This window comes from Pseudomonas sp. TMW22090 (genome assembly GCF_022496665.1).
Taxonomy (GTDB): Bacteria; Pseudomonadota; Gammaproteobacteria; order Pseudomonadales; family Pseudomonadaceae; genus Aquipseudomonas; species Aquipseudomonas gregormendelii.
Genome location: NZ_SCFH01000007.1, coordinates 17,080 through 31,245, shown reverse-complemented (window position 1 = coordinate 31,245; position 14,166 = coordinate 17,080). Strand labels below are relative to the sequence as shown.

Below are 14,166 nucleotides of genomic sequence, written 5' to 3'. Positions count from 1 at the left end.
ACTAAAAATACCGGATTGCTGCGGGTGGGCGTCCGGTCAACTGCGTCGTCACGTTTTCGTGGCGCAGGGCGAATACAGTAACCCTCGCGCTGCGATCTGTCTTGACTTTGTCTGACCCGTCCCCGGTACTTTTTTATACATGAAGACTGGGGACGAGCCGACAAACGGAAGGAAAAGGTGTTTCTGGTTCGATCAGGCGACCTGAACCGGGATGGCGTTGCTGGTGTGGCTCAGTTCGTTACCAGGTGCCATGTAAAGCATGCGCGGCTTGAAGTTGAGCAACTCGGCTTCGCTGTAATGGGCGTAGGCGCAGATGATCACGCGATCGCCAACCTTGGCCTTGTGCGCTGCGGCACCATTGACCGAAATCATGCGCGAGCCTTCTTCCCCGCGGATCGCGTAGGTGGTGAAGCGCTCGCCGTTGTCGACGTTGTAGATCTGGATCTGTTCGTACTCACGGATGCCGGACAGGTCCAGCCATTCGCCGTCGATCGCGCAAGAGCCTTCGTAATCGAGAACAGCGTGCGTGACTTCGGCGCGATGCAGCTTGGCCTTGAGCATGATGGCGTGCATTTTTTTGTTATCCCGGGTCGAAATTGGGTAGTGAAAGCTGAGGCAGATCCCCTGTGGGAGCGAGCAAACCCGCTCCCAGGGGAGGCGCGGTGCTCAGGCGGGCGCGTCCAGGTTCAGGTGCAGGTTGTCGATCAACCGGGTTGTGCCCAGGAACGCTGCGACCAGAATCACCACATCCCGATCCTCGGAAGTCGCGGGACGCAAGTTTTGCCCCTGGCGAATTTCCAGGTAATCAGGGCGCAGCCCGGCCGCTTGCAGTTGCTGCAACTTGGCGTGGATCAGCCCCGGATAGTCGCGATCCCCTTGCTTGATCGCCTCGGCGATCTCGCTCAGCGTGCGATACACAACCGGCGCGACGGCCCGCTGTTCTTCATTGAGGAACCCGTTACGCGACGACAGTGCCAGACCGTCGGCCGCACGCACGGTCGGCTCGCCGATGATCTGGATCGGCATATTCAGGTCATGAACCAGTGACTTGATCACCGCCAGTTGCTGAAAGTCTTTCTGGCCGAAGATCGCCAGGTCCGGCTGAACCATGTTGAACAGCTTGCTGACGACCGTTGCCACGCCTTCGAAATGCCCAGGGCGGCTGGCGCCACACAAGCCTTCGGACAGTTGCGGCACACTGACCCGCGTCTGCCCGGCCATGCCATCGGGGTACATTTCCTCGACGCTAGGCGCGAACAGCAGGTGGCAGCCGGCCTGGAGCAGTTTCTCCTGGTCGGCGGCGAGGGTGCGCGGGTATTTGTCGAGGTCTTCGCCGGCGCCGAATTGCAGCGGATTGACGAAAATGCTCGCGACCACAAAATCCACCCGCTGGGTGGCCTTGGTAACCAGTGCGACATGGCCGCTGTGCAGGTTGCCCATGGTGGGCACAAAGCCGATACGTTTGCCTTCACTGCGGGCCCGCGCCACGGCGGCCCGGAGTTCGCGTACGGTTTTTACGGTGTTCATGCAGAGAATCCGTGTTCGATGCCTGGGAAAGTCGCCGCTTTGACTTCAGCTACGTAGGCGCTCAAGGCCGCCTGGATGCTGGGTTGTCCGGTCATGAAGTTCTTCACGAACTTGGGCACGCGCCCGGTGATGGACAGGCCCAGCATGTCGTGCAGCACCAATACCTGGCCGTCGGTCGCGTGACCTGCGCCGATGCCGATCACCGGGATTTTCACGGCGTGGGTGATTTCCTCGGCCAGCTCGCTCGGCACGCATTCCAGCAGCAGCATGGCCGCGCCGGCCTGTTCCAGGGAGATGGCGTCGGCACGCATCTGCCGCGCCTGATTTTCGCTCCGGCCCTGGACCTTGTAACCGCCGAGCATGTTCACCGACTGCGGCGTCAACCCCATGTGCGCGCACACCGGAATACCGCGTTCAGCCAGCAGGCGAATCGAATCCGCGAGCCACAATGCGCCTTCGACTTTGACCATATGCGCACCGGCCTGCATCAACAGGGCGCTGTTGGTCATGGCTTGTTCAGTGGTGGCGTAGGCCATGAACGGCAGGTCGGCGAGGATCAATGCGTCCGAATTGCCGCGTTTGACGCAGGCCACGTGGTAAGCCATTTCTGCGGTGCTGACCGGCAGGGTGCTGTCGTGCCCTTGCAGGACCATGCCGAGGGAATCGCCCACCAGCAGCACTTCAACCCCGGCCTCATTGCAGGCGTGGGCGAATGTCGCGTCATAGCAGGTCAGCATGGTGATTTTTTCACCTTTTTGCTTGAGACCTTGCAGGGTGGTCAGGGTAATGGCTGGCATCAAAAGGTTCCTCATTCAGGCGCTGTGGAAACTACTGCGAGTAACGCGCGTGATTCTTCGTTGAATACAGGCGCACGGTCTGTTGTCGTGCTTTTATGGCCTGAATTGCGCCCTGTAACGCCGTGTTGACGGCGGCGGGACGCCTATAGTCGTGAGGAGAACCCGGGAAGTCAATTGCATGTGTTACCGGGTTGTTACGGCAGGGGTGTTACCGGGATAACTGATGCGATTCAGCAAGTTTTTATGCTGCAGATCAGTGAAGCGACATAAACCATTGTGAGAGCGGGCTTGCCCGCGATAGCGACTTCGAATTCAACATCAATGTTGACTGACGGTCCGCCATCGCGGGCCAGCCCGCTCCCGCAGAGATCTTTATCAATTTGGGGGGAGACGTTCCAGGCCGACGAACGGGCAGGCGAGAAGCAAGTCCTTGAGGCAGCGACCATCGGCCAGACGCAAATCCGCCGGTGCCAGTTCGGCCAGCGGATAGAGAACGAAGGCCCGTTCCTGCATCTGGTAGTGCGGCACTTTGAGGCGAGGTTGGTCGATCAGGCGGTCGCCAAACAGCAGGATGTCGAGATCCAGCGTGCGCGGGCCCCAGCGTTCCAGGCGCTTGCGGCCTTGTCCGTTCTCGATGGCTTGCAGGGCATCGAGCAGTTGCAGCGGCTCGAGAGTGCAGTCGAGGGCTGCGACCGCATTGGTATAACGCGGTTGCCCGGGTAACAGCGAATCGCTTTGATAGAACGCGGAAACCCCGGCCAGCGTGCTGTGCGGCAACTGCGCCAGCGCCTCGACGGCGCTGCGCAGTTGTTCGGCGGGGTCGGCCAGGTTGCTGCCCATGCCGATGTAGATGCGTTCCATCAATTACTCGCCGGTAGCGCTCGGGGCATCGGCCGCGCGTTTGCGCTTGGCGCCACCGCTGCGACGACGTTTGCGTGGGGCGCCTGTGCCTTCATCCTTGCCGCTGAGGTCGCGGATCATGTCGCGACGCTCGCTGTCGTTGGCATCCTGGTAGTCCGTCCACCATTCACCCAGGCCATCGGTCTGCTCACCCGCGCTTTCGCGCAACAGCAGGAAGTCGTAGCCGGCGCGGAACCGCGGGTTGTCGAGCAACAGGTCGGCACGTTTGCCGCTGCGGCGTGGCAGGCGTTCCTGCATGTCCCAGATCTCGCGGATCGGCATGGTGAAACGCTTCGGAATAGCGATCCGCTGGCACTGCTCGGCGATCAGCTCGTGGGCAGCTTCCTGCATCGCCGGAATCGGTGGCATGCCGCGCTCTTGCAGGCGCAGTACGCGGGCGGGGAGGGCCGGCCACAGCAGCGCGGCAAACAGGAACGCCGGCGTCACCGGCTTGTTCTGCTTGATGCGCAGATCAGTATTGACCAACGCCTCGCTGATCAGCGTGTGGGTGTAGGTCGGGTTGTATTCCAGCGCCTCGGCACTGGCCGGGAACAACGGATCGAACAGCTGCAGGTCCACCAGCATCTCGAAGGTGTCTGCGGCGTGCCCGGAGAGGAACAGCTTGAGGACTTCCTCGAACAAGCGTGCCGACGGGATTTCCCGCAGCATCGGCGCCAGCTCGCGAATCGGCGCGGCGCTGTGCTTTTCGATGCCGAAATTGAGTTTGGCGGCGAAACGCACGGCTCTGAGCATCCGCACCGGATCTTCCTGATAGCGTTGCTTGGGGTCGCCAATCAAGCGAATCAGGTGATTGCGAATGTCGTGGACGCCGTTGGCGTAATCGAGGATGCGCTCACTGACCGGGTCGTAATACAGGGCATTGATGGTGAAGTCGCGACGTTGCGCGTCTTCTTCCAGGGTGCCGTAGACGTTGTCGCGCAGGATTCGCCCGGACTCGTTGCGGGAGGATTGATTGCTGTCTTCTTCCTCGTCGTTTTGCGGGTGATTGGCACGGAAGGTCGCGACTTCAATGATTTCGCGGCCAAAGTGGATATGCACCAGCTTGAAACGGCGGCCAATGATCCGCGCATTGCGGAACTCGGCGCGGACCTGTTCTGGCGTGGCGCTGGTGGCGACGTCGAAATCCTTGGGCGTGATGCCGAGCATCATGTCCCGCACACAACCCCCTACCAGGTAGGCCTGGTAGCCGGCGTTTTGCAGGCGCTCGACGATATTCACCGCGTAACGGCTGAACTGACCCTTTTGCAGCGAGTGTTGGCCGCTGTTGAGCACTTCAGGCGTACTGCGAATGTGTTGCGTATGACGCTTGGGAGAACGGAATGACTGGAACAGCTTCTTCAGCATGGGATGCACTGTTTGAAGGAATGTTCGGCCATAACGAAGAATGACCGCATGATGGGCCGGGATTCTAGCATTTAGTCGAGGGATGGTGTAGGACGCAGGCGATATGACCTGTAGGAGCGATCTTGCTCGCGAAAAATGTGATCGGTAACGCGGTGAGCCAAGGGCCCCATCTGTGCCTGAAGGTTCATCGCGAGCAAGCTCGCTCCTACAGGTCAGGCAAATCGCAGAAACCACAAGGGGAGCCGAAGCTCCCCAAGAAGTAGTTGCATGCTCTATTTTTATTATTGGTTTCGGGCTTTTTGTTTTTATTAAGTGCCCTCGCCATGAAGTTTTTCCTTCATGACCCTCCCAATCGGGAGCCAAGAGCAAACGGATTGCTTTGGTCGCTGTGCTGCAGTGATCTATCGATCCAACCAGTTCAGGCTCTGTCTTAGGACAGTTTTTGTTGTTCTCGGCCTGGTCGTGGGGCAAGCCCCAAATACAACGCCTCTCCAAAAGAATCAGTTAGCTGCGCCTCTCGCCGTCTTGTTTTTATTGTGCGTGAGTCGATTCGTCTTATTTTTATTGTCTTGTGCATTGCTTGTTATTGTTCTTGTACCAGACATATAGCAGGGTGCGTGCCAACTTTTGTGAAGCCCAGCAAAACAAGGGGTTAGGCTGGCTATCGGGCTTTTCGAGGGCCCAAAAAAACCGGGGCTTCGTTACCGTAAGCCCCGGCTTCTGTTACGCGGTAAACCTCAGGTAACAGTTTTTTCACCTATCCGCCTGTTACCCGCACACTCGACAGCTGTCATTCAGCTCTCGCTGGCTACCCCGGTCTTGCGCCGCGGAATGCCCAGGCGTTGCCGGCGTTCCCACAGGCATTTACGGCTAACGCCGAGTTTGCGAGCCAGTTCGGTCTCGGTCATGTGGTCCTGGTGCTCGAGCACGAAGTGCTGGAAGTAGTCTTCCAGTGACAGGTCCTCGGTCGGCTCATGGCTGGTGTTACCCGCGCTATTGCCCTGCTGCGGCGCCAGGCCGATGAATTCATCGTCGTCGAGGTCGTTCAACTCGATGTCAATGCCCAGCAGCTCGGCGGAAATTTCCGGGCTCTCGCACAGAATCACTGCGCGCTCCACCGCGTTTTCCAGTTCACGAACGTTACCGGGCCAGGAGTAGTGTCGAATGGCCTGTTCGGCATCCGGGGCGAACTTGAGATCGGTGCGATTGACCCGCGCACTCTGGCGAGCCAGGAAGGCGGTGGCGATCTCGTTGACATCGGCACCCCGTTCGCGCAGCGCCGGCAGTTTCAAGGCGATAACGTGCAGGCGGTAGTACAGGTCCTCACGGAACTGGCCAATTTTAGCCAGGCTCTTGAGGTCCCGGTGGGTCGCGGCGATCAGGCGTACATCGACCTTTTGCGACTGAACGGAACCGACCCGGCGGATTTCGCCTTCCTGCAACACTCGTAACAGGCGCGCCTGGGCTTCCAGCGGCAGTTCGCCGATTTCATCGAGGAACAGGGTGCCGCCATCGGCGGCTTCGACCAGACCGGCACGACCGGCACTGGCGCCGGTGAATGCGCCTTTCTCGTGACCAAACAGCTCGGACTCGATCAAGCTTTCCGGAATCGCAGCGCAGTTCACCGAAATCATCGGTGCCTTGGCACGTCGGGACAGGTTGTGCAGGGCCCGCGCCACCAGTTCTTTACCGGTACCGGACTCACCCTGGATCAGGACATTGGAGTCGGTTGGCGCCACTTTGCGGATTTTGCTGTAGAGATCCTGCATGGGCGGGCACGAACCGATGATGCCGATCTCGCCATTGCTGTTGTCGGCTCCGTTTTTCGCCGCGCCAGGCGTCGCCTTGCCGGTCACCGGCTCAGCGCCACTGCTCTGCGGCGATTGGCGGTCGCGCAGGATACGCGCGACAGCCTGGAGCATTTCGTCGTGATCGAAAGGCTTGGCGATGTAGTCCACCGCGCCCATCTTCATCGAGTCGACTGCCGAGCGCAGGCTTGCGTAACTCGTCATGATCAGCACGGGAGTGCCCTGGCCGAGCTTGATCAGCTCGGTGCCCGGTGCGCCCGGTAAACGCAGATCACTGACGATCAGGTCGAATGTGGGGATAGTGAATCGTTCTTGTGCTTCCTGCACAGAACCGGCTTCGCTGACCTGATACTGGTTACGTTCCAGCAGGCGGCGCAAGGCGGAGCGGATAATTGTTTCGTCTTCGACGATCAAAATGTGCGGCATTGATTCGATACTCTCGACGGTCTCAGTTCACAGCGGACGTCGCTTCGACATGACGCGGCAAGGTCACCCGGATACGGGTGCCGCGCTGGCTTTGAACATCAGCCGGGCTGTCGATGGTGATTTGTCCATAATGCTCTTCAACGATGGAATAGACCAGTGCAAGGCCCAGACCGGTGCCTTCGCCAGGGTCCTTGGTGGTGAAGAAGGGTTCGAACAATCGGTCCATGATGTTCTTCGGAATGCCGCTGCCTTCGTCCTCGACGATCAGGTCGACCGTGTGTTCGCCGGCTTCGCTTTTGACCCGCACGGCACTGCCGGCAGGTGAGGCGTCGCGGGCGTTGGAGAGCAGGTTGATCAACACTTGAGCAAGGCGCTGGGGATCACCTTCGACCCAGTGATCGGGGTCGCACAGGTTATAGAACTGCACCTCGAAATTGCGCCGGTTCAGGGCCAGCAGGCCGATTGCATCCTGGGCCACTTCGGCCAGACAGACGCGCTCGTCGCTATGCTGATGGCTGCCGGCGTGGGCGAAGCTCATCAGTGACTGGACGATGCGCGATACACGCTTGGTCTGTTCGAGAATCTGCCCGCTGATTTCCTTCAGCTCGCCATCGTTCTCGCGCTCCTCGCGCAGGTTCTGCGCCAGGCAGGCGATGCCGGTGATCGGGTTACCGATCTCATGGGCGACGCCGGCTGCCAGGCGACCAATGCTGGCCAGGCGCTCGGAATGCACCAGTTTGTCTTCGAGCATCTGGGTTTCGGTCAAGTCTTCCACCAGCAACACCAGGCCGCTGTTGCCCGGTGCCAGCGGCTCGTCGATGGCCGCCTTGTGCAGGTTCAGCCAGCGGGTCTGGCCATCCAGGGCCAGGTGCTGCTTGTGCAGGTGCTCGTCCGGAAGGTTGATGAAGCCTTGCAGCAGTTCTTTCCAGGGATCGGCGATGGTGCTCAGCCGCGATCCGACGACGCGCTGCGCGGCAATCCCGGTCAACTCCTCCATGGCTTTGTTCCACATGAGGATTTCCTGGTCCTTGGCCAGGGAGCAGACGCCCATGGGCAATTCCTGCAGGGTCTGGCGGTGGTAGCGGCGCAGGGCATCGAGTTCCGCAGCAAGGCCGGTGAGGCGCGAGTGGTAGTCCTCGAGGCGGCTTTCGATGAAATGGATGTCTTCGGTGACGTAGTTTTCGCCGCCCGCCTTATAGGGCAGGAACGTCTCGACCATGTCCTGGGCGACGCTTGGTCCCATCAGGCCGGAAAGATTCGCCTCGATGCGGTCTCGCAGTCGACGCAGCGCATAGGGGCGGCGCTCGTCGAATGGCAGGTACAGATCGCGCAGGGCCTGCTCGACTTCCTTTTGCGCAGCCTTGGCACCCAGCGGCTTGGCCAGTTGCGTGGCGAACTCCTGGGGCGAGGCGGCGTGCAGTTCGCGCCGCTGCGGCCGGCGCACGTTATCCACGGCACAGGCTTCGGCGGCGCTGGCTTCTTCCGGGCTGGCATTGGTGAACAATGAAATCAGGGTGAACATCAGCACGTTGGCCGCCAGCGACGCGATGGCCGCCATGTGCCAGCTGGTGTCATCCAGCACATAGATCATGTTCAGCAGCGGAATGTAGAAGCCCTGGAGATTGCCGACCAGCGGTAACAGCATGGTCACCAGCCACACCAGGATGCCCGCGAGCAGGCCGGCGATGAAGCCGCGGCGGTTGGCGGTTGGCCAATACAGGACTGACAGCACCCCCGGCAGGAATTGCAGGGTGGCGACAAAAGCGACGATGCCGAGATTGGCCAGGTCCTGTTCCGCGCCCAATAAGAGGTAGAAGCCGTAGCCGGCCATGATGATCGCGACAATCAACGCCCGGCGCGTCCATTTCAGCCAGCGGTAGATATTGCCCTCGGCCGGCGGCTGGTAGAGCGGCAGCACCAGGTGGTTCAGGGCCATTCCGGACAAGGCCAGGGTCGTGACGATGATCAGGCCGCTGGCCGCAGACAGGCCGCCGATATAGGCCAATAGCGCCAGTGCCTTGCTGTTGGCAGCAATGCCGATGCCCAGCGTGAAGTATTCAGGGTTAGTGGTGGCGCCGAGTTTCAGTCCGGCCCAGAGAATCAGCGGAACCGCCAGGCTCATCAGCAGCAGGAACAGCGGCAGGCCCCAGCTGGCACTGACCAGCGAGCGCGGGTTGAGATTTTCGGTAAAGGTCATGTGATACATGTGCGGCATCACGATCGCCGAGGCAAAGAACACCAGCAGCAGCGTGCGCCACGGACCTTCCTGCAGCGGCGTGTGCAGGGCGGCGAGGGCGGTCTGGTTTTGCAGCAACCACAGTTCGAGTTGCTGCGGGCCGTCGAACACGCCATACAGCGCATACAGGCCAACGCCGCCAATCGCGATCAGCTTGATCACCGACTCGAAGGCGATGGCGAACACCAGCCCTTCATGTTTTTCTCGGGTGGCAATGTGGCGCGAGCCGAAGAAGATCGTAAACAGAGTAATCAGCGCGCAGAAGCTCAAGGCTACGCGATGCTGCACCGGCTCGCGGGTGAGGATGCCGATGGAGTCGGCCACCGCCTGGATCTGCAATGCCAGCAACGGCAGTACGCCGATCAGCATGAAGATGGTGGTGAGCGCGCCGGCCCAGGTGCTGCGAAAGCGAAACGCGAACAGGTCAGCCAGCGACGACAGTTGATAGGTACGAGTGATTTTCAGGATCGGATAGAGCAGCACCGGCGCCAGCAGGAACGCCCCGGACACCCCGAGGTAGCTGGAAAGAAACCCGTAGCCGTACTGATAGGCCAGGCCCACCGTGCCGTAAAACGCCCAGGCGCTGGCGTAGACCCCCAGCGACAGGGTGTAGGTCAACGGGTGGCGAATGATCGCCCGGGGGATCATGCCCCGTTCGCTGATCCAGGCTACGCCGAACAGCACCGCCAGGTAGGCGGCGCTGATCAGGATCATCTGGGTCAGGCTAAAGCTCATCGGCATCTTTTTGGCTCTGCAGGATGAAGGTCACGACGATCAGAATCAGCCAGAGCAGATAAGGGCGATACCAGGCGCCAGTGGCGTCGATCCACCAGTCCATGATGGCCGGGGAGAACAGGTAGATCCCCACTACAAGAAGCAGGACCAAGCGATAGATGTACATCCCGGCCTCTCTTTTTTATGCGCGTGCCCGAAAACGTGCGGCGATGGTAACGGATGGCGGCGCGACTGCAAGCCTCATCACTGCAGTTGTGCCTCGGGCAGGTGCAGTGTGCGCGGGATCTTCAGCGCATCCCAGTGGGCGATGCCCCAATCCAGTACCTCTCGCGGGGTGGCGTACGCGAGTTCGCTACCGGGCGTTTGCCCCAGTGCGCGCAGCGCCCGCAGGAGCAAGGGGGTTGCCTGATCTTCTGTCAGTGGCGGGGAGCGATAGGATTTGCCGAGCTTGTGGCCATCGGGCTGGGTGATCAGCGGAATATGCAGGTAGCGCGGTTGCGACAGGCCGAGCAATTCCTGCAGGTAGAGCTGACGCGGCGTGGAGTCGAGGAGGTCGGCTCCGCGCACGATATCGGTGATGCCCTGCCAGGCGTCATCGAGGACCACAGCCAATTGGTAGGCATACAGGCCGTCGCGGCGGCGGATCACAAAATCGCCGACCTCACGGCCCAGGTGCTGCCGATATTCGCCTTGTACGCGGTCGACGAAGTGGTATTCCAGTTCGGGGGCGCGCAAGCGAATCGCTGCATCCTCGGTTCCATGGCCAGCATTGCGGCACAGCCCCGGGTATATGCCGTGATAGGGCTCGAGTTGTTTGCGCGAACAGGTGCAGGCGTAAGCCAGGCCGTGGTTGAACAGGCGACTGATAATCTCGGCATAGGCATCGTGGCGGTCGCTCTGGCGCACCACCGCGCCATCCCATTCAAAACCGTAGCTCTCCAGTGCCTTGAGAATTGCCGCCTGGGCGCCGGGCTCTTCCCGGGGCGGGTCCAGGTCTTCCATGCGCATCAGCCAGCGCCCGCCCACCGAGCGCGCGTCGAGGTAGGACGCCAGCGCGGCGACCAGCGAACCGAAGTGCAGGTGACCACTGGGCGTGGGGGCGAAGCGTCCGGTGTAGGTGGGAGAGGCGATGGCAGTCATGGGGTAACGTTACTTTTTCCTGGCTGGCGCCAAACAACCTGTAGGCGCTCGCTCGCGAAGGTCGTCAACGATAACGCTGCGAGCCTGATACCTCGCGGCGTTCTCAGGTTCATCGCGAGCAAGCTCGCTCCTACAGTGATGGCGATTCTATAGGCGCATCAGGTAACACAAATATCAGAAACAAAAACGGAGCGTTCGCACGCTCCGTTCTTTATCCAGGTCGCAATTACTTGCCGACTTGTTTTTCCTTGATTTCCGCCAGGGTCTTGCAGTCAACGCACATGTCGGCGGTAGGGCGGGCTTCCAGTCGCTTGACGCCAATCTCGACGCCGCAGGACTCGCACCAGCCATATTCTTCGTCTTCGATCAATTGCAGCGTCTTGTCGATCTTCTTGATCAGCTTGCGCTCGCGATCACGGGCGCGCAATTCGAGGCTGAACTCTTCTTCCTGGCTGGCACGGTCTGCCGGGTCAGGGAAGTTGGCCGCTTCGTCTTTCATGTGATCAACCGTACGGTCGACTTCCTGCATCAAGTCCTGTTTCCACTTGTTCAGGATCTTGGTGAAGTGAGCGCGCATGGGCTTGCCCATGTACTCCTCGCCCTTTACTGCCTGGTAGGGTTCGAAGCCGCTGATCGACTGGTTTTGCTGCTTTGCTTGGGTGGGCATGAAATGGACCGCCTCTACTCTTGTAATCCATTGCGCAGGATTGCTCCATCACCGACACCTGCCGGCCCTGCGGCTGCAAGCGGGCGAACTTACCAGATCAAATCGGACCGCGCTACTCCCGGATGTCGAGGTAGTGGCCCAATGGGCTTGCAAATGATTGCAAAGCCTTGTCTGGTGGTGCTGGAGACCTGATCAAATATTGATTTTAGTCAAACCTGGAGCACACGCTTGAGTCGTTTGAGACCAGCGTTATAACGCTCTGACCGCTTTAGGTTCTCGCTCGTTCCTGCGCTTGGGTAGAATCAGTTTTTTCTCCCGTTGAAGGAAGGCCGATGGCTCAGTCCTACAGTGCCCGCAGTCGCGCGATCGAACCGTTCCACGTCATGGCCCTGCTGGCCCGCGCCAATGAGTTACAGGCTGCAGGCCACGACGTGATCCACCTGGAAATCGGTGAGCCGGACTTCACCACGGCCGAGCCGATCATCCAGGCAGGCCAGGCCGCCTTGACCGCCGGCAAGACCCGTTACACCGCCGCGCGGGGGATCCCCGAGCTGCGCGAGGCTATTTCGGGGTTCTATCAGCAACGTTACGGGCTGAATATCGACCCTCGGCGAATTTTGATCACGCCAGGCGGCTCCGGGGCACTGTTGCTGGCCAGCGCCTTGCTGGTGGATCCGGGCAAACACTGGTTGCTGGCGGACCCGGGGTACCCGTGCAACCGGCATTTCCTGCGGCTGGTGGAAGGTGCCGCGCAGTTAGTGCCAGTTGGCCCCGAGGTGCGTTACCAATTGACCCCCGACCTGGTGGCGCGGCATTGGGACCAGGACAGCGTCGGCGCGTTGGTGGCATCGCCCGCCAATCCGACCGGAACCATTCTGACCCGCGACGAGCTGGCGGGCCTGTCCAATGCGATCAAGGCGCGGCACGGCCATCTGGTGGTGGACGAGATCTATCATGGCCTGACCTATGGCACCGACGCGGCCAGTGTGCTGGAAGTGGATGACAGTGCCTTTGTCCTGAATAGTTTTTCAAAGTATTTCGGAATGACCGGCTGGCGTCTCGGTTGGCTGGTAGCGCCCGAAGCCGCCGTCGGCGAGCTGGAAAAACTTGCGCAAAATCTCTACATCAGCGCCCCAAGCATGGCTCAGCACGCTGCCCTGGCGTGCTTCGAACCGGCCACCCTCAGCATTCTCGAAGAACGCCGTGCCGAATTCGGCCGCCGCCGAGATTTCCTCCTGCCCGCTTTGCGGGAATTGGGTTTCGGCATTGCCGTAGAACCGGAGGGCGCCTTCTACTTGTATGCCGATATCAGCAAATTCGGCGGTGATGCCTTCGCGTTCTGTCGGCATTTCCTCGAAACCGAGCATGTGGCAATTACGCCGGGGCTCGATTTTGGGCGTTACCAGGCTGGCCATCACGTGCGCTTTGCCTACACGCAAAACTTGCTGCGCCTGCAGGAAGCCGTCGAGAGAATTGCCCGCGGTCTGCGGAGCTGGCAAGGCTGATGCGCTTTGATCCTCCACTCGAAGAAGGCCGGCTGATCCGTCGCTATAAGCGTTTTCTCGCCGATATCGAGACCGTTAATGGCGAGTTGCTGACCATTCACTGTCCCAATACCGGCTCGATGCTCAACTGCCAGGTCGAGGGCGGGCAGGTCTGGTTCAGTCGCTCCAACGATCCGAAACGCAAGTTGCCTGGTACCTGGGAGATTGGCGAAACGCCCCAGGGGCGCTTGTTCTGCGTGAACACCGGGCGCGCCAACGGCTTGATCGAGGAAGCGTTGCGCGGTGGGGTCATCACCGAGCTGAACGGTTTCACTGAGCTCAAGCGTGAAGTGGCTTACGGTCAGGAAAGCAGTCGCATCGATTTCCGCCTGGATTACCCTGGCGGGCCAGCTTATGTCGAAGTCAAAAGTGTCACGCTGGGTTTCGATGGCTCATCGGTAGCGGCCTTTCCTGATGCAGTCACCCAGCGCGGGGCCAAACATCTTCGGGAATTGGCGCACCTGGCGCGGGACGGGATTCGCGCGGTGCAGCTGTATTGCGTGAACCTGACCGGCATCGAGGCGGTGCGTGTGGCCCACGAAATTGATCCAGTCTACGCCGAGGCGCTGCGTGAAGCGGTGGCCTGCGGGGTGGAAGTACTGGCCTACGGCGTGTGTTTGAGTCATGAGGGGATGCGCGTCGATCGGCGCCTGGCCGTGCTGCTCAACGGCTAAAGGTTGACCCATATTCCCTGAGCGTCTTCTCGGCAGGGGACCGGTGTCAGGGACTGCCCGGCGCACGGGCCGGACACGCATTCGCCGTCCTCGATCAGAAACAGGGCACCGTGGGTAGCGCACTGGATAAGGCTGTTGCTGGGGTCGAGAAACTGGTCGGGCTGCCATTCCAGGCCGACGCCGCGGTGCGGGCAGCGATTGAGGTAGACGTAGACCTGGCCGCTGCGACGCACGGCAAAGAGTTTGCGGCCTTCGATCTCGAAGCCGCGGCTGCTGTCATCGGGCAGTTCGGTGCCTGCGCAAAAAAACTTCATGGCTATCCTCGAGTGCCGAAACCTCTGGCAGAT

13 protein-coding genes are annotated in these 14,166 nt (G+C 60.5%); 2 read left to right on the top strand and 11 right to left on the bottom strand.

The window, feature by feature from the left end; genetic code table 11:
* Nucleotides 1–192: 192 nt before the first annotated feature.
* The 10 genes from panD to dksA form a co-directional block, all read right to left on the bottom strand.
* Entirely contained in the window at nt 193–573 is a 381-nt protein-coding gene (gene panD, locus EQV97_RS19710; RefSeq protein WP_003228271.1) for an aspartate 1-decarboxylase, read from the bottom strand.
* Nucleotides 574–666: 93 nt separating this feature from the next.
* A complete protein-coding gene (gene panC, locus EQV97_RS19705) occupies nt 667–1,527 on the bottom strand; it encodes a pantoate--beta-alanine ligase (protein WP_240889591.1) in 861 nt (286 codons plus the stop codon).
* Nucleotides 1,524–2,324: a 3-methyl-2-oxobutanoate hydroxymethyltransferase gene (gene panB / locus EQV97_RS19700; protein ID WP_045059395.1), complete on the bottom strand. Its 801-nt coding sequence runs from the start codon at nt 2,322–2,324 to the stop codon at nt 1,524–1,526. Before panB ends, panC begins: the two co-directional genes overlap by 4 nt.
* 375 nt (nt 2,325–2,699) lie before the next feature.
* Nucleotides 2,700–3,185, bottom strand: coding sequence for a 2-amino-4-hydroxy-6-hydroxymethyldihydropteridine diphosphokinase (gene folK, locus EQV97_RS19695; RefSeq protein ID WP_240889589.1), 486 nt, complete (start codon nt 3,183–3,185; stop codon nt 2,700–2,702).
* Between the two features lie 3 nt (nt 3,186–3,188).
* Nucleotides 3,189–4,589, bottom strand: coding sequence for a polynucleotide adenylyltransferase PcnB (locus EQV97_RS19690; protein WP_045059397.1), 1,401 nt, complete (start codon nt 4,587–4,589; stop codon nt 3,189–3,191).
* Nucleotides 4,590–5,383: 794 nt separating this feature from the next.
* A complete protein-coding gene (locus EQV97_RS19685; protein WP_122839038.1) occupies nt 5,384–6,823 on the bottom strand; it encodes a sigma-54 dependent transcriptional regulator in 1,440 nt (479 codons plus the stop codon).
* Nucleotides 6,824–6,845: 22 nt separating this feature from the next.
* Nucleotides 6,846–9,800: a sensor histidine kinase gene (locus EQV97_RS19680; protein ID WP_240889586.1), complete on the bottom strand. Its 2,955-nt coding sequence runs from the start codon at nt 9,798–9,800 to the stop codon at nt 6,846–6,848.
* Nucleotides 9,784–9,960 carry a hypothetical protein gene (locus EQV97_RS19675; protein WP_003176118.1) on the bottom strand — a complete coding sequence of 59 codons (177 nt, stop codon included), beginning with the start codon at nt 9,958–9,960 and terminating at the stop codon, nt 9,784–9,786. The genes EQV97_RS19680 and EQV97_RS19675 overlap by 17 nt, the downstream gene beginning before the upstream one ends.
* Nucleotides 9,961–10,037: 77 nt before the next feature.
* Nucleotides 10,038–10,934: a tRNA glutamyl-Q(34) synthetase GluQRS gene (gene gluQRS, locus EQV97_RS19670; protein ID WP_122839040.1), complete on the bottom strand. Its 897-nt coding sequence runs from the start codon at nt 10,932–10,934 to the stop codon at nt 10,038–10,040.
* A gap of 226 nt (nt 10,935–11,160) precedes the next feature.
* Nucleotides 11,161–11,601, bottom strand: a complete 441-nt coding sequence (gene dksA / locus EQV97_RS19665; protein WP_045059401.1) for an RNA polymerase-binding protein DksA — start codon at nt 11,599–11,601, stop codon at nt 11,161–11,163.
* Between the two features lie 332 nt (nt 11,602–11,933).
* Here dksA and EQV97_RS19660 point away from each other — a divergent pair, with 332 nt between their 5' ends.
* Together EQV97_RS19660 and sfsA are read left to right on the top strand one after the other, a co-directional pair.
* Entirely contained in the window at nt 11,934–13,106 is a 1,173-nt protein-coding gene (locus EQV97_RS19660) for a pyridoxal phosphate-dependent aminotransferase (protein ID WP_122839041.1), read from the top strand.
* Nucleotides 13,106–13,819: a DNA/RNA nuclease SfsA gene (gene sfsA, locus EQV97_RS19655; protein WP_122839042.1), complete on the top strand. Its 714-nt coding sequence runs from the start codon at nt 13,106–13,108 to the stop codon at nt 13,817–13,819. The genes EQV97_RS19660 and sfsA overlap by 1 nt, the downstream gene beginning before the upstream one ends.
* Here the strand turns inward: sfsA and EQV97_RS19650 are convergent.
* Nucleotides 13,816–14,133: a Rieske (2Fe-2S) protein gene (locus tag EQV97_RS19650; protein WP_045059404.1), complete on the bottom strand. Its 318-nt coding sequence runs from the start codon at nt 14,131–14,133 to the stop codon at nt 13,816–13,818. The genes sfsA and EQV97_RS19650 overlap by 4 nt on opposite strands.
* Nucleotides 14,134–14,166 lie beyond the last annotated feature (33 nt).